Source organism: Paenibacillus sp. S150, from assembly GCF_019352175.1.
GTDB lineage: Bacteria > Bacillota > Bacilli > Paenibacillales > Paenibacillaceae > Paenibacillus_AQ.
The window spans coordinates 20272-36490 of the sequence record NZ_JACBYI010000057.1 but is presented as its reverse complement, the minus strand read 5'-3'; the positions used below and the strand labels follow the sequence as shown (position 1 = coordinate 36490).

Annotated in this window: 12 protein-coding genes, 2 pseudogenes and 2 riboswitches; of the genes and pseudogenes, 9 read left to right on the top strand and 5 right to left on the bottom strand. The window is 51.8% G+C overall.

The window, feature by feature from the left end; translation table 11 throughout:
* Positions 1 to 655 precede the first annotated feature (655 nt).
* The 5 genes from HYD27_RS29445 (at position 656) to HYD27_RS29425 (ending at position 2478) form a co-directional block, all read left to right on the top strand.
* Positions 656 to 847 carry a hypothetical protein gene (locus tag HYD27_RS29445; protein ID WP_219221266.1) on the top strand — a complete coding sequence of 64 codons (192 nt, stop codon included), beginning with the start codon at positions 656 to 658 and terminating at the stop codon, positions 845 to 847.
* Complete coding sequence (locus HYD27_RS29440; RefSeq protein ID WP_219221265.1) at positions 844 to 1161, top strand: YhjD family protein; 318 nt, start codon at positions 844 to 846, stop codon at positions 1159 to 1161. The genes HYD27_RS29445 and HYD27_RS29440 overlap by 4 nt, the downstream gene beginning before the upstream one ends.
* A 98-nt stretch (positions 1162 to 1259) precedes the next feature.
* Positions 1260 to 1475: a spore coat associated protein CotJA gene (locus HYD27_RS29435; RefSeq protein WP_219221264.1), complete on the top strand. Its 216-nt coding sequence runs from the start codon at positions 1260 to 1262 to the stop codon at positions 1473 to 1475.
* A 2-nt stretch (positions 1476 to 1477) separates the two neighbouring features.
* Positions 1478 to 1744 carry a spore coat protein CotJB gene (locus tag HYD27_RS29430; protein ID WP_219221263.1) on the top strand — a complete coding sequence of 89 codons (267 nt, stop codon included), beginning with the start codon at positions 1478 to 1480 and terminating at the stop codon, positions 1742 to 1744.
* A 164-nt stretch (positions 1745 to 1908) separates the two neighbouring features.
* Positions 1909 to 2478 carry a manganese catalase family protein gene (locus HYD27_RS29425; RefSeq protein ID WP_219221262.1) on the top strand — a complete coding sequence of 190 codons (570 nt, stop codon included), beginning with the start codon at positions 1909 to 1911 and terminating at the stop codon, positions 2476 to 2478.
* A 137-nt stretch (positions 2479 to 2615) separates the two neighbouring features.
* On the opposite strand, the pseudogene HYD27_RS33015 reads toward HYD27_RS29425, so the two are convergent.
* Positions 2616 to 2897 (bottom strand): annotated as a pseudogene (locus HYD27_RS33015) (hypothetical protein); the annotation flags it as partial.
* 404 nt (positions 2898 to 3301) lie between these two features.
* Positions 3302 to 3859, bottom strand: a pseudogene (locus HYD27_RS29415) (ABC transporter ATP-binding protein); the annotation flags it as partial.
* Between the two features lie 249 nt (positions 3860 to 4108).
* Here HYD27_RS29415 and HYD27_RS29410 point away from each other — a divergent pair.
* Positions 4109 to 4924, top strand: a complete 816-nt coding sequence (locus tag HYD27_RS29410) for a serine/threonine protein kinase (RefSeq protein WP_219221257.1) — start codon at positions 4109 to 4111, stop codon at positions 4922 to 4924.
* 77 nt (positions 4925 to 5001) lie between these two features.
* On the opposite strand, the gene HYD27_RS29405 is transcribed toward HYD27_RS29410, so the two are convergent.
* Positions 5002 to 5214: a hypothetical protein gene (locus HYD27_RS29405; RefSeq protein WP_219221256.1), complete on the bottom strand. Its 213-nt coding sequence runs from the start codon at positions 5212 to 5214 to the stop codon at positions 5002 to 5004.
* Positions 5215 to 5492: 278 nt separating this feature from the next.
* Between HYD27_RS29405 and HYD27_RS29400 the strand changes: the two genes are divergently transcribed.
* Positions 5493 to 9470, top strand: coding sequence for an Ig-like domain repeat protein (locus HYD27_RS29400; RefSeq protein WP_219221254.1), 3978 nt, complete (start codon positions 5493 to 5495; stop codon positions 9468 to 9470).
* 653 nt (positions 9471 to 10123) lie between these two features.
* Here HYD27_RS29400 and HYD27_RS29395 read toward each other — a convergent pair.
* Complete coding sequence (locus HYD27_RS29395; RefSeq protein ID WP_219221252.1) at positions 10124 to 11974, bottom strand: FapA family protein; 1851 nt, start codon at positions 11972 to 11974, stop codon at positions 10124 to 10126.
* Between the two features lie 104 nt (positions 11975 to 12078).
* Positions 12079 to 12171, bottom strand: a riboswitch (cyclic di-GMP riboswitch).
* Positions 12172 to 12431: 260 nt separating this feature from the next.
* Here HYD27_RS29395 and HYD27_RS29390 point away from each other — a divergent pair.
* Positions 12432 to 12842 (top strand): ArsR/SmtB family transcription factor, encoded by a 411-nt coding sequence (locus HYD27_RS29390; protein WP_219221250.1) that lies wholly within the window; start codon positions 12432 to 12434, stop codon positions 12840 to 12842.
* A 157-nt stretch (positions 12843 to 12999) separates the two neighbouring features.
* On the top strand, positions 13000 to 13794 hold the full coding sequence (locus HYD27_RS29385; RefSeq protein WP_309242145.1) for an SDR family NAD(P)-dependent oxidoreductase: 795 nt from the start codon (positions 13000 to 13002) through the stop codon (positions 13792 to 13794).
* A gap of 160 nt (positions 13795 to 13954) precedes the next feature.
* Here the strand turns inward: HYD27_RS29385 and HYD27_RS29380 are convergent, their stop codons facing one another.
* Positions 13955 to 15826, bottom strand: coding sequence for a flagellar assembly protein A (locus HYD27_RS29380; protein WP_219221248.1), 1872 nt, complete (start codon positions 15824 to 15826; stop codon positions 13955 to 13957).
* A gap of 104 nt (positions 15827 to 15930) precedes the next feature.
* A riboswitch (cyclic di-GMP riboswitch) is annotated at positions 15931 to 16023 on the bottom strand.
* Positions 16024 to 16219: the final 196 nt, after the last annotated feature.

Below are 16219 nucleotides of genomic sequence, written 5' to 3'. Positions count from 1 at the left end.
TTGAAGTAGACTTTTTCATGAGGTCGCCTCGTTTCGGATGTTTGTGGAGTACAAACACTTTACCGAATGAGCGGCCTTTTTGCTACCTTTTTTTGGATAATCAACAGGCCTGTACTTTTTCCCACTAAGGCTGGTCCAGTATCCGAATGCATTGGATTAGTGTTCCTTTTTACCACTAATTACGGCTGGTGAAAAAGCGGCGGAAGGGAATTGGGGGACTGCAGGAGCGGAGGCGTCTGCCTTTGTCTGCGGATTTCCACCGCAAACAGTGTTATACATCAAGAAATCTGCAGACGGGCAGCGGCGGGAAGTCCAAGCATTCTCTGGAGTCACGGCCAATCCTAAATAGAAAAATTACAAGTTCAACCTATACAGCGCAGTCCAAGATAAGTATGGTTCCGGCCCGACGACGAACAAGCATGCGGATTAGTAGATTATGGCGGTATCGTTGAAGGGTACTTCCCAGAGAGCGTTAAGATAACTGGTGGCCGTTTTATCCGGGAGCGATTTGAATTTAGAGCGTACACAAAGCAGCCCGTCAACCTTAACTGGTCGGCGGGCTTTTTTGTGTTCTGTGGCAAATCAAACCATTGCTAAAAACTGAGCATCTGGAATATAATGCAAACAAATGTTCCTATTTTGGAGGCGATCAGTCATGAGAATAGCTATTGGGCAAATCGTAGAAATTATATACCTGGACAAGGCGGGCAAGATCACGCAGCGCAGGATTGATATCCTCGGCATCCGTGACGGACGTATCCGGGCGACCTGCCTGTCTACTGGAGCGCCCCGGGTGTTCTTGGCTTCCAACATTTTGTCCTGGCGGCCTGTGAGAGCTGCGGTATGAGTAACATGACAATGGATGAGCGGACCATGCTCCGTGACTATATCTTGCTGCCGTATATGGAAATGATGGTCCAGAAGAGCTTAACCGAAATTGAGTACTCGACCAATGTAATGAGACGAGCTTACCTAATGGCAGGGCAACATATTTTGGATCAGATCACGAAGGAAATCTATCGCCTGCGGCGGGAACTCGAGCAGCGGAATATAAAAATACTCGGTGACGAGCAAACAGATTTTGTCGTCAATCATCAGATTGACTGTCGAGGATATACGGAGAAACCTGTAGCAACTACTCATGATGCAATTAATTCGTAAATAACGTTTTATTAAGCGCTTGGTTGTCATAAATTTATTAGAGAGGTAATCTCCAGCGTTATAACATAGGAATCCGGAAAAAAAGGAGGACAATAAATATGGAAGCACAAGAAAGGGTATACCACCCTTTTAGGGGACCGTTCGATCCGTGTCCGCCGGTACCGTTCAAAACGTATGTTGTGCCGCCTAATCAATTCATCACTTTCCAGCCGCCGAATCTGCCGCAGTTCACTTTGCCCGAAGCGCTTAAAGCGGGTACGCTGTGGCCTGCCCTGTTCAGCCCGTATGAATCCAAAGCCAAGGGAGGGAAGTAGGCATGGAAGCAAATCCTTGCGAGCCCCGCTACTACGAGCTGCTGGAGCAGCTGCAGGTTCTCGATTTTGCGCTGGTGGAGCTGAACCTGTATCTGGATACCCATCTGGAGGATTTAAAAGCCATCGAGCAGTTTAACCAGCTCACTCAGGAGCGCACCAAGCTGGCGAACCAGTTCCAGGAGCTGTACGGTCCGCTGCAGAATTTCGGACGCGCTTACTCCAAATGTCCATGGGAATGGAATCAGCCTCCCTGGCCGTGGCAGGTGTAGCCGGGAGCGAAAGCTTAAGCACGGGTTTCTGAAGGGAGCTTTGTACGAGGCGCCTTCAGGAGGGATATGCTCACAAAGCTTAAGCGCAGGCTTTTGAAGCGAGTTTGTACGAAGCCAATTCAAAGCTGCTTATCTTACAAACTTTTAGGAGGGAGAGTTCCCGAATGTGGATATATGAGAAAAAACTGCAATATCCGGTGCGTGTCGGCAAATGCGACGTACGGATGGCGCGTTATTTGATGGAGCAGTACGGGGGAGCGGACGGGGAACTGGCGGCGGCGCTGCGGTATATGAATCAGCGGTACGCCATTCCGGATAAAGTAATCGGTGTGTTAACGGATATTTCAACTGAGGAATTTGCCCACCTGGAAATGATTGCCACCATGATCTACAAGCTGACAAAGGACGCATCAATCAGCGAGCTGGAGGCTGCCGGACTTGGACCGAACTATGCACAGCGTGACCATGCATTATTTTATACCAATTCATCGGGCGTTCCGTTCACCGCAGCCTATATTGCTGCCAAGGGCGATCCGCTCGCCGATCTCTACGAGGACATCGCCGCTGAAGAGAAGGCCCGGGCTACATACCAGTGGCTGATCGACATGACCGATGATGTGGATCTGCAGGACAGCCTGAAGTTCCTGCGGGAGCGGGAGATTGTGCATGCGCTGCGGTTCAAGGAGTCGGTGCAGATTATAATAGATACTAAAGACCAGAAAAAAGTGTTTTGACAACATGTGCAGACGGAAGGAAACAGACAGCTTGTAAAAAAGGGCCGCAGGAGCATACAGCTGCGGTCTCTTCTCACGTTCGCTATCATAATAAACAGCGAGCTTCCGACCGCCAGAGCACTGTTCCGCAAAACCGTCGATACAGCGAAGGCAAGGGTTGCATAGCCTATGACCGGGAAAATACTTAACCCGTACATCTTGATTGCCTGCATCATAACATTCTGCTGTACAATTTGTCCCTGCTGGTTCAAGAATAAATCAGCAGTGTGGATGCTGCCAAATCCATAAAACAAAGCGTTTGCCGTATAACCGCACATAACCAACAGAGACAGCATAGCGATGGCAAAGAGGGACACAGCGATATATTTTGAAAACAGAATGGCCGTACGGCTGTGCGGGCGGATCAGCAGGAGCTTCATCGTTCCGGCCGTATATTCCCCGGCCACCGCATCCGCAGCAATGATGATTGCCAAAAACCGCAACCATTTCGATTAAGCCGGAGAAGGCCAACAGAGCCGACTACGGATTACCGGAGGGAGCAGGTATATCGTGCTGCAAACGATATTCGGCTATTTGTAGCTTGTTTTCAGCGTTGGCACGCAGCATCAGAGACAGCTCCGTGATTTTTAGGCGTTCTTCGTTCTGCCGGATAAGCTGTGCTGTCTCAGCCCGCCAATCTATTGTATCCGTGTTGCTGACTTTGCCCACGACAGATGAGCCTACGGTGACGGCAAACAGCAGCAGCAGAATCCATGTAAGCTTCCGGCTGTATATTTTCATGCTTTCGTTGGCAATTAAGCCTGTCATTTGTTCTCCTCCACGGCAACGCCTTCTTCACGGGCAAGCTCTTCAAGTAGCTGCGCAATTCATGAATCCCCGCAGGGTCAAGCCCATTTGTAGGTTCATCCAAAATCAGGAGCGAAGGGCGGTGCAAGAGGGCCTGTGCAATCCCTAACCGCTGCCGCATTCCGAGCGAATAGGCTTTCACTTGATCTTGAATCCGCTCCTGTAGTCCAACGAGGTCTGCAATTTCGTTAATGCGGGTTTTGGCGATACCGGTAACCATTCGCGCATAATGCTTCAAGTTCTGGTAGCCTGTCAAATAAGTATACAGATCCGGATTTTCAACAATGGCCCCTACATTCTGGATCGCCTTCTTAAAATCTTTTGCAATGCTCTGCCCTTTAATGAGAATATCGCCCTGACTTATCTTCACCAGTCCCACCATCATGCGGATGGTGGTTGTCTTTCCCGCCCCATTGGGGCCCAGGAAACCGAATACCTCCCCGGCTGGAATATCAAAAGAAAGATCATTCACGATTTTTTTTCTTCCAATTGTTTTCGTTGCATGCTGCAGTTGTACTACTGGTGTCTGACTCATGTATCCTTCTCCTTTCTATCGGCATTTAAAATGCCCTGCCGGTAGTTTCAAGCAGATTATAAAGAGTGAAAGTAAACGGATGGTAAACGGAAAACAAACCGGCTGCAAGCTTGCAAAGAGCACCAATATGGGCGGCAAGCGCTGCTCCGCGCAAGCAATGCAAGCGTCTTGGCGGCAATGGTTCCTCCAATTGTTGAATATCGGCATAGCATCCTTTACGCTTAAGGAGAACAGGGGGAGGAGAGAGGAATGGCATTTGAACGGTGGCGCGGATTTGTCCGGGCCTGGCAGGATTATCCGCTCCCGGAAGGGACGCTGGTCGGTGAACGCTATAGGATAGAAGCCCTGCTGGGGGAAGGCAGCTATGGGCTTACCTACCGGTGTTATGATTCAAGGGAAGGCGCTCTTCTGGCCGTCAAACAATCCAGGCCGAGCAAGAAAGCGGCGGGCCGGGCTATGCTGGGCAGGGAAAGGGAGGTCTTACGGTCATTGAACCATCCCGACATTCCTGAATGCCGGGATTATTTTGAGTGCAGGGGCTCAAGCTGGCTGGCAACCGACTATATTGAAGGAAAAACCCTGGAGGATTTGATCTTTGACGGGCACATTGTCTATGGTGAGCGGGAGTGTCTGGCCACGGCGCTGAGACTGATGGAGCCGGTGGCCCATGTTCATTCGCGCGGATATGTTCATCTTGATCTGCGGATTCCTAATGTGATCCTCCGGGATGAGAATTTGTACTTAATTGATTTCGGCTTGGCAAGGCGGACCGGAGAGTCGGATCACGTGTTTGAAGGGCGGAAGCAGAGGGCGGAGGCTGCACCGGAACGGATGCCTCCGGTGATCGCCTCGGATTTGTATGATATAGGACAGTTAATGCTGTTCATGCTGTATTCGGGTTACCGGCCCGACCGGGAAGCAGCGGAGCGGAGCTGGCGGGAAGAACTGGATTTGTCGCCTGGAATGCTGCATATCCTGTCCCGGCTGCTTGGAGAGCAGGAGACCTATGCGGATTCAGCGGTGTTTGTCCGTGAGGCCGGGGCATTGCATGAGAGTCTGCGGTGATCCCGGCCACAACAAGGCGCCTTCAGCCAAACGCTGAAAGGCGCCTTGTAAATTTGTGCAGAATCCTCAAGCATGGATCAGCTTGAGCTGCCGTAGCGGTTCTTATAGTATTTATGTCCGCTTCCCCCGCGGCGGGCGTCCGAGGACGAGTGCCGCTTGTATCCGTGGCTGCTGCCAGAATGTCTGCCGTATGCAGGCCTCCTTTTGGAGCTGCTTGAATATCGGCGGCGCCCGCCATGTTTGGAGTGCTCCATGGAGTGCAGGACTTTACCAAGAATTTTTTTGAACATCTTGTTTCCTCCTCGGGGATTGTTTCAGCCGTTTTTAGCACGGCCTTATTCTGTAGTTACCCTTTGCTACGGGTATTCATACCTGCTGGTTTCGCAAGTCTATGACATTTCTCATATTAATGCGGATTACATAGCCGGAAAGAGGTATAATTGTCCAAAAGGGGGGATAGTTGAGACATTGCCGGCACTTATAAAAATTATAAAGGAGAGGCTTCATTCAATGTTCCTGCATAGGTCAATCAGCCAGACTGAGCGGGCGGAATGGACGGTGGACACAAGTGACTAAAAATTTCAAGGATTATGCAATAGCAGCCCTCTGCGCACTGCTGGTTATTTGTACAGCTTTAGCTTCTCCTCCTGAGATGGCTGCTGCGGGCAGCGGACCCGCGTCCTGTATTGAATATGAAAATCAGCACCCGGGTACGGGCGACGGAGAAAAGGATTTATTGCTGGGCGGGAGCCTGGTTTCCATCTATTGCAGCGGAATGGACAGCGGGACGCCCAAAGAGTATTTAACCCTGCAGGCAGTAGATACGGAGAGCAATTTTTCCTCATATGCAAAGAACAATGGGACGCCCGGTCCGGGGGTTACAACCTGGTTCAGCAAAGTAAGAATCGATCCTGCCAGTCTGGAAATTATTTCTGATGATTTCACCTTTGCCACACCTCCTGACCCCGATCATTATATCGATCATGGCGGCCGGCAGTACCAGATACCGTACGGTACGGCCCGCTCCTGCGACTTTAGCCGGTTAGTGATGGGTTCTGCCAATGTAAATCTGACAGGAACGCCATTCACTGTTGACAGGGATGCGGAAAATCCTTTTGTTCTTGAGGGACTCACTCCACAGGGAGGGTCCTTTTATGAAGCTTCCGGTCAGATTGTCCGTCTGACAGGGAACGGGTTCTGCGGGTCCATAGGTCCGATTACCGGCAAGGTTCCGCTCAAGCTGCTGGGCCAGGAAGCTTTTGCCGAGAAGGTCAGTTCTCCCAGTCCTAACGGCAGCTATGGGGCTGGAGCCCAATTCAGCATTCTGGTTAAGTACAACAAGCCTGTATTTCTTGACGGCAGCGGGGCAGCGCCGCGGTTGCTGCTGAACACCGGGGATTATGCAGAATATGAATCGGGCAGCGGCACCAATGTCCTGGAATTCAGTTATACGGCAGGCTCTGTGGGAACACCCAGGTTAAACTATCCTTCCATCGGCGCGCTGGATCTTCAATCTATGGACCTGAAGGATGGAGATGGAGGGCAGGTGAAGTCCACCTTGCCAAGGACTGGTTCCGCATACAGTCTGGGAGGGTCGAACTCCATTATTATTCTGACTGAAACCCGCAGTATATGGGATTCCACACCTTCTTCTCCGGCATTCGGCGAGGAGGTTGCCTTGCGGGTGCAGGTCAGTGCGGACGCATCGGGAACGCCTGCAGGGACGGTGACCTTCCGTGAAAATACGGAAACGCTGGGGTCCGTCAATCTGAGCAACGGTGTGGCTGTTTTGCGGACCACTGCGCTCAGTACAGGTCTTCATACGATAGATGCCGAATACGAAGGCTCCGATCTGCATGTTTCCAGTTCTCCGGCTCCGCTGAGTCTGGAGATCCGCAAAGCCGTTCCTTCGGTTGATTTCACCTTTGCGCGGAATTCCTCTGAATGGAAGGAACCTGTAACCTTTACTGCAGAAGTTGCTGCTCCTTACGGGGGAACACCTACCGGTGAGGTGGTCTTTTTGGATAATACAACTGAACTTAGCCGGGTAACGTTAATTAACGGGAAAGCTGAATTCACAAGCTCGTCGCTCAGTTCGGGCGGGCATGAAATTTATGCCTTGTATACGGGCGACGATAATTTCGGGGAGCAGCAATCTGCTAAGAAGAATGTGGAGGTTGGACCGGACGAATTCACGGTCAGCTTTGAGAGCAACGGAGGCTCTCCCGTTGCGGATCAGGTTGTTTCATTCGACGGCAACGCAGTTCAGCCGGCGGATCCGGAACGGAACGGCTATATCTTTGCCGGCTGGTATGAGGATGCTTCCTTGGACGTGCTGTTTGATTTTGAGAATACTAAGCTAAGACAGGATCAAACGCTCTATGCTAAATGGGAGGCTGACACCACCGCGCTGAGCGCCGCGATCACGGTGGCGCAGGCGCGGCTGGATTCGACGCAGGAAGGCGACGAGCCAGGGCAGTTCCCGGCAGCGGCGAGAGCGGAGCTGGCCGCGGCAATCGGGGCGGCGCAGGGAGTAGCCGCCGATAAGCAGGCGACGTCCGCAGCGGTGGCAGCGGCGGCGGACGCGTTGTCCGCCGCGCTCGGGGCGTACAACGCCGCCGAGGTGCCGGAGGCGGACAAGGCGGCGCTGAACGCCGCGATCACCGAGGCGCAGGCGCGGCTGGATTCGACGCAGGAGGGCGACGAGCCAGGGCAGTTCCCGGCAGCGGCGAGAGCGGAGCTGGCCGCGGCAATCGGGGCGGCGCAGAGCATAGCCGCCGATAAGCAGGCGGCGGCCGCAGCGGTGGCAGCGGCGGCGGACGCGTTGTCCGCCGCGCTCGGGGCGTACAACTCCGCCGAGGTGCCGGAGGCGGACAAAACCGCGCTGAGCGCCGCGATCACGGTGGCGCAGGCGCGGCTGGATTCGACGCAGGAAGGCGACGAGCCAGGGCAGTTCCCGGCAGCGGCGAGAGCGGAGCTGGCCGCGGCAATCGGGGCGGCGCAGGGAGTAGCCGCCGATAAGCAGGCGGCGGCCGCAGCGGTGGCAGCGGCGGCGGACGCGTTGTCCGCCGCGCTCGGGGCGTACAACGCCGCCGAGGTGCCGGAACCGGATGCTCCAGTCTGGGAGCCTGGGGAACTGGCGGTATCGGAGGTTACCAAGAGCAGCCTGCGACTGGATTGGCCATCAGCAACGGCTCGGGCGGGTGTAGAGGGGTACCGGATTTATGTTAACAATGCAGCGGAGCCTACCGCCGTTACGGCAACCTACAGTGTATATTCATATACCTTTAGGGGATTGGAGCCGGGCATGTCTTATACCTTCACCGTGAAAGCCTATAATGCAGCGGGAGAAGGAACGGGTCTTGTGAAGCAGGCGTTGACCAAGGCGGATACGGCAGAGCTCCGGGCGCTGATTGCTGAGGCTGAGGCCAGGCTGGAAGCAACACAGGAAGGGACCGCGGCAGGCCAGTTTCCTGCGGGAGCACGGTCCGAGCTTCAGAGCCGGATAAGCTCTGCGCTGAACATTGCAGCAGGCGAAGGATTGCTGCAACAGGCAGTGACCGAGGAGCTTTATATACTGAAGAATGCGCTGGCTGCCTATAACGCCGCCGAAATCCCTGCGCCGCCTCCGGCCAATGAATATTATATTTCCGGAGATGCCGGACTCCGGGCCATTGCAATACGGATTGGCGGCCAGAATGTGCAGCCGGTACCCGGATTCGACTCCGGCATTCAGCATTACACACTGGAAACCGGAGCGGCCGAAATTCAAATTTCTGCTCAAAGCTCACATGAGTTTGCAGTAATCACACTGCTGCAGGATGGCGAAGTGCGAAATCTCGGGAATTCGATCAGCCTGCATGAAGGGGATAATGAAATCGAACTGAAGGTGCGGGCGCAGGATGGCGGGGTGCGTTCATATTATCTGAAGATCCACCGGACCAAGACTGAGACACCGGGGTTTGAAGCCGGGGAGCAGCCTGATGGTCAGCCTGAACCGCCGGAAGTGACGCTTTTGGATATTGCTGGACACTGGGCCGAATCCTCCATTCGCGAAGCTCTCGCCGCCAAGCTGGTCAGCGGCTATCCGGAGGGAACCTTCCGTCCGGATGCAGCCGTCACAAGAGCGGAGTTCGTCGTAATTCTGGTGCATGCGCTGCAGCCGGCAGGCCAAGGAACCGGGCTGAGGTTCAAAGACGCCGCGGGCATTCCGGGCTGGGCGCAATCCGAGATTGCCCAAGCGGCAGAACTGGGGCTTGTAAGCGGCTATGAGGATGGGAGCTTCCATCCGGGAAATTCCATCACCCGTGCGGAAATGGCCTTAATATTAGCCCGGGTGTTGAAGATTGGAACAGAGTCCAGGGACGGCACTGGCTTTGCCGACGATGCCGATATCCCGGAATGGGCCAAGGGAGCCTCTGAAGCGCTGCGATTGCAGGGGGTAATGACGGGGCGTGACAATAACCGAATGGACTCCCGCTCGGAAGCGACTCGGGCAGAGGCGGTTGTTCTGGTGCTGCGTTTGCTGCTGGCAATGGACAAGTAGATGTTCATGCGTGTTGCCAAGTGGGCGATGAAATGGCGGCAAGGGATTGGATGTACAGCGACTGGATGATGTATAGGAGTTATGTTATAAGAGACAGGTGAATATTTACGGGTTCTTACTGTTACACCAGGCAAAACCGCTACCTTAATATAAGGTGTGGTTTTGCCTTTTTCTTTAATTAGGAAATTATGAAGGCATAGCTCCCAGTGGGCAAGCTGGTTCACCTGCCAGGTTGATGTTGTTCGTTCCTAGGAAACTTTGGGTGCTGCTTTGCAGGAGGACGCGCGGAATTAGAGGTGCTAACCGGCAGCGCTACCGAGGCAGGGGAGCGAAGTGGAATTAGTACACTTAAATGAACGGAAAAGCTTAGGGTAAAAGGATTAGTGGGAAAAAGTAAACTTATTTAAAGCCTATTTCCCTCTATAGAGGAGAATCGGATGGATTAGGTATCCTTTTTCCCACTAAGGCTGGTGAAAAAGGGGATGTGGGGACAATTAAGTTCACTTTTTCCATCTGGACTTCCCTCCGGGCCTTAGCCGGGCCTTAGCAGGCAGCCTTAAACCCGGAATTCCCAGCAGCCACGCAATCCAGTTGGACGGCGTAGCCGTTTTGTTCTTCTCTATATGACTGTAATTCCGGAAGGCACAGGCTGTTCACTCAGCGTTTCCGCGGAGATTCTGCGTTGTGAAGACCATGTTCCGGACAGGCTCGATAATTTCTTTGGAATGGCGGCCGACGGTTACCCGGCCTGCATGCATTGTGCGGACGCTGATCTTGCGGCCGGCCGCCAGTGATGAGTTGGCGGTCGATTCGCCGCCGACCGTTTGGGCGGTGAGGGTTCCAGCCGCCTTCAGCTGTGACTCCCGGCAGACGGCATCCTTCATCAAGAAGGTGATGTCTTTGGTGGAGAGCAGGTCGCTTTGCAGGGTTCCATCCTTATGAATCCAAATGTCGCCCCCGGACTTAAGTGTGCTGTTGCGGCACTGGGAGATATCAACCCGGACCGTGGCTTCCTGCATTCGGGCTACCCCGCTGCACAGCTCCTTCAGCATTTTCACAAACGAGACCAGCAGGGCATCATTAAAGAAATCAGTAAACTGAGCCGGCCGTAAAAAAACGTCCAGCAACAGCCTAAGCTGTTCCGTGTCCTGATGATAAGGAGCTTTGATGCCGGCAACTACGGAATGCAGATCACGAATCAGCACGGGAATACTCTTATATTTGCTCTCCATGAGCAGGAGAACGACTTGCCCAAACTTCACCGTCTGCTGCCGCGATTGTAATTCCTGGGTCAGCAGCATGGAGGCTTCCCGCAGCAGATTGAATTCTTCAATCAGTTTCTTGGAGAGGTGATAGAGACGGTTGTACGTTACGCCGAAGGAGCCTGAATAGATCTGGCTGCTGTCTACATTGCCCAGGACAAGAATACTGCCTGTTGCTGCAATCGTAGAATTATAGACATTGCCGTAGACATAGACATTGCCCAAGGACTCGATGATTGTATTATCCTCAACATCCTGGTGCACAATTACATCGCCGGAGAATACGATATTGCCTGTTTGGCTGTTCACATGGCCCGGAATCACATACGCGGCTGAGATATCGAAATATTTGACATTAGTGCCCGTAATGCGCGGCCGCCCTTCCTGCAGTGCTTTAATTTCCTGGCTTGGCAGCAGCAGGGTATGCTCTTTGGCCACTATTTTGATATCACGGGGAGGTGCGGCGGGCAGAATGCTTCCATATACATCGTAGCCGGGAATTCCCTCGCGGGGCGGCTGCTTGCGGGCGATGACATCCCCTTTTTGAACAGATGGAATTTGCATTGAGCCAAGGGGATTCCCGGAATCCGCCACTCCGCTAAAAGCATTCTCAGCTTCTTCGGCAAAAAGCAATTCGAGCTCCGCATCTACGCCGTCCACAGGCGGTTTGCCTTCCGCAACACAAATCGGCTGATGGGTGGGATGCTTCAATTCCGCATAAATGGCGGGAATATTCAGGCTTTGCGTTATCGATTTTTTCTCGAAATCGGCAATAATCTGTTCGATGCTGAGCGCTGACTGCACAGTGGAGCTGTCCATTTCGGCCCTTACAACAAGGCGGCTGGATGCAGGGGAATCGGCCAGGCTCCAGGCATATTGGTTCACCCGGTTAAGGGTAAAAAAGGCCTTGAGTTTATCCTCGGAAACAGTAATCCGGTATTGGGGAGGCTCTTGAATGGACCAGGTGATCCGGTCGGCGGCTTCTACTTGTACGGGCTCTGTGACCTGCTGCTGATTGAGCTCCAGAACCACGGGCGGAAATGCCGATAGGACTGCCGGCTCACCGCCGGGCAGTGGGGAGGTTATGTAAATTTGGTTATTATGGACAATGATCATTCCATTACGGTCTTGGCGGTCATCCGGCAGCGAAGGAGGAGGAGATTCAGCTTCGGACTCCGTTTCTCTAACCTCAAGCTGATCAATCAGTTCATTTGAAGATATTTCGGTAATGCGCTGTTGCATTGCAATTGGCTCCTTTTTGTATAATCAGTGGCATTTGGACATAAGAGCATCCGGCAGGCAGATACGGTAGCAATCCCTATGGATATCCGCGCGTGCAGCGTCTTCTTGGCAGCCTGGCAGCCATTGATGTGCATGTTCACATCTTTAGGCCCATTGCTTTGCGTCCTATCTTTTCAGATAGTTTGCCGTTATTAAATGGATCAATGATTTAGCCGATATCAGGCACTTTACCTGACTGCAATCGACAAAAAGAAGGATGTTTTGCTAAATATTTAAATATATAAAGTTTTGCAACCTTTATTCTAGTACTAAAGTCACTGAGTTACAATATTTATATAAAAAAAATTTAGAATGCAGAATAGATTTGCAATTCCATCCTTCAGCAATTATACTACAACTAAGTGTCGAAGAGATTAGTCATTTGATTATTCAAATATACTCGGATAAGGATGGTTGTATGAAAGAGGAAGCCAGAGAGCCGGAATCCCCGGAAACGAAAACTGCTGCCGGTGCGGAAAGCGCATTGCTGCACAAAAAGCAGGTGTTCCTGAATGAGCTTCGAAAGTCAACCGACCTTTTCAAGGCTGTGGCAGATCCCGTCAGGCAGGATATCCTCATGATGTTCATGGTAGCCAAACGTCTCAATGTTTCGCAAATCGTTGAACGCTCTCCGATGTCAAGACCGACCATCTCCCATCATCTCAAAATTCTCAAGCAGGCCGGTATCGTTAATTCCAGAAAGGAAGCGACGGAGGTGCATTACTGGCTGACCATGGAGAGCTCGATACTGGACCAGCTCAGAAGCATCATCCGTGCGGCTGAAGAAATCGAGAATGACGAGGCCAAGCCATATGATACCGGAGAGTAGAAGGAGACGGAGCTAACGGCTGAAACCAAGCTTTCTTAAGCCGGTGCTGACAGGAAGCTTTTTAAAATGCATTAAATGTCTAAATGGTTAATCATTTAATTATTTGCAGGGAGAACAGATTTGTTATCCCAATCTAATACATGAATCCGGAGGGATTATGATGACATGGAATTATAATCACAAAACAGCGTTGGTTACGGGCGCCTCGTCAGGCATTGGAGAAGTGTTCGCGCGGCAACTGGCCCGCAAAGGAACTCATCTGATTCTGGTTGCCCGTTCAGAGCATAAGCTTGAACAGCTTGCCCGTGAATTGCGCGCTGCTTATTCCGTCCAGGCTGTGGTTATCCCGGCTGACCTGACGGACAAGACGGCTGTGGTGAAGCTGCAGCAAGAGGTGCAGAACCTCGGCTTAACGGTGGATATACTGATCAATAACGCCGGGTTTGGATCAATGGGCATATTTGACCAGATTCAAGAAGAGCGGCTGCTCCGGGAAATCCAGCTGAATGTTACTGCCCTGACAGAGCTTACACATGCATTTATCACCCCCATGCTTCAGCGGCAAAGCGGAGTGATCATCAATGTTGCCTCTATGACTGCGTTTCAGCCCGCTCCGTTCATGGCAGTGTACGGTGCAACCAAAGCTTATGTGCTGTCGTTTACCGAAGCCCTATGGGCAGAATATCGGGACAGCGGGGTACGGATAGTGGCATTATGCCCCGGTGAAACCAAAAGCGCATTTCACGGGACCTCCGGCTCAGACACACTCACGGGCAAGCGAATGGAGCCTCTGGAAGTGGTAAATGCGGCATTCGAAGCGGTGGAGCAAGACCGCAGCTATAGGATCGCAGGGCGGAATAATTACCTTATGGCGCAATTTCCGCGTTTTCTGCCGCGCCGGATGGTTCTCAATGCTGCCAAGCGGATGCTTCAGCCAGTAATCAGGAAGTAGCCGGAAGGCGCCCCAGCCGCTTCGTGTGATATATGCTGGTGCTGGTTTCTTAGGGGTATGCGCGCCATGGCATCAAAAGCTTATAAGCTGCTGCAGAGAAGCAAGCTCACGAAGGGAGTCGTGACTCCCGTATCGTGCGCTTGTTCCCCATCGGTGCAGGCTAAATGAATTTATCCCGTGCTGCCTGGTTCAGCCGCTGCAGATTCTGCGGTGTGAAAATCATGTTCTCGACGGGCTCAATAATCTCTTTGGAATGGCGGCCGACGGTTACCCGGCCGGCATACATTTTGCGGACCTTGATCTTGCTGCCGGCTTTCAGCGACGAATTGGCACTCGATTCGCCGCCGACCGTCTGGGCGGTGAGGGTTCCAGCCGCTTCCAGCTCCGACCCCCGGCATACGGCGTCCTTCATAAGGAAAGCAATGTCTCCCGAGGAGAGCAGATCGCTTTGCAGAATGCCGTCCTTGTGAATGTAAATATCACCGTTGGATTTGATAGTGCTGTTATGGCATTGGGGAATGTCCACCCGGACCTTCACCTCTTGCATGCGGGCAACTCCGGAATACAGATCCTCCAATAATTTCAAAAAAGAGGCCAGCACCGCATAGCTAAAGAAGTCAATAAATTGTGTCGGCCGCAAAAAAACATCCAGCATCCTCTTGAGTTGTTCAGTATCCTGGTGATAAGTATATTTGATGTTGGCAAACACGGACTGCAGATCACGGATCAGAACAGGTATCTTCTTGTATTTACTCTCCAGCAGCAGCAGGATGACTTGTCCGAACTTCACGGTCTGATGCCGCGACTCCACCTTCTCTGTCAGCAGCTTGGAGGCCTCACTCAGCATATTGCATTCTTCAATCAATTGTTTGGAGAGATTGTACAGGCGGTTATACATCACGCCGAAGTAACCGGAATACAACTGGCTGTTGATCACATTGCCCCGGACAAGAATGCTGCCTGTTGCTGTAATGGTAGAGTTGTAGACATTGCCGTAGACATAGACATTGCCCAAAGACTCAATGATCATATTATCCTCAACGTCCTGATGAACAATCACATCACCTGAAAAAACAACATTGCCTGTTTTGATGTTCACATTGCCCGGAACAATGTATGCTGTTGAGATATCGAAATACTTGACACTGTTGCCTGTCATCCGGGGCCGCCCTTCCTTTAGCGCCGTAATTTCCTGGCTCGGCAGCAGCAGGGTATGCTCTTTGGCCACTACTTTGATATCACGGGGAGGGGCTGCGGGCAGAATGCTCCCATACACATCGTAACCCGGAACCCCCTCACGGGGAAGGTGCTTGCGGGCAATCACATCGCCCCTCTTGGCTGAGGGAATTCGCAAATGGTTGCGGTAATCGACAGAGCCCTCAATTTCGTTGAAAGCATTCTCAACATGTTCGGAAAAAAACAAATCGAGTTTCGCATCTACGCCGTCCACCGGCGGTTTGCCTTCCGCAACACAAATCGGCTGATGCGTCGGATGATTCATTTCTGCATAAATAGCAGGAATATTCAGGTTTTGGGTAATCGATTTTTTCTCGAAATCCACGATAATCTGTTCGATGCTGAGCGTTGACAGCAGAATGGAGCGATCCATTTCGGCCTGCAGGGCGAGACGGGGGGTTGCGGGTGAATTCACCAGATTCCAGGCGTATTGCCCCACACGGTTAAGTGTAAAAAAGGCTTTGAGATTATCCTCGGATACGGTGATCTGATATTGGGGTTCTTCCTGAATGGACCAGCTAATCCGGTCGGAGGCTTCCACTTGTACGGGCTCTGTGACCAGCTGATTATTGACCTTCAGAACTACGGGCGGAATCGCCGAAAGGACTGCCGGCTCACCGCCGGGCAGCGGAGAGGTAATGTATAATTGGTTGTTTTGGACAATAATCATTCCGTTGTTGCCTTGATTGTCATTGGACTGCGAAGAAAGAGGGGATTCAGCCTCAAGCTCAGTTTCCTTGATCTCAAGCTGATCAATCAGCTCATTTAAATATTTTTCGGTAATGCGTTGTGGCATTTGATTAGCTCCTTTTTTGTATAATCAGTGGCATTTGGACATAAGAGTATCCGGGACGGCAGATACAATATCCTGAAGTGGATATCCGCAGACAGCAGCGTCTTCTTGGCAGCCTGGCAGCCATTGATGTGAAAATTCACATCTTTAGGCCCATTGCTTTGCGTCCTACCCTTTCAGATAGTTTGCCTTTATTAAATGGATCAATGATTCTGCCGATATCAGGTATTTCACCCGACTTAAATCGACAAAAAAAGAGCGTTAATAGTTGAAGATTTAAATATTGTGAACTTAAACAACTATTATTCTAGTACTAAAGTCTCTCATTTACAATATATATTATGAAATTAACCAATAAAAAAAGAATAATATAATTAAATTGTAGTGATTTGACAA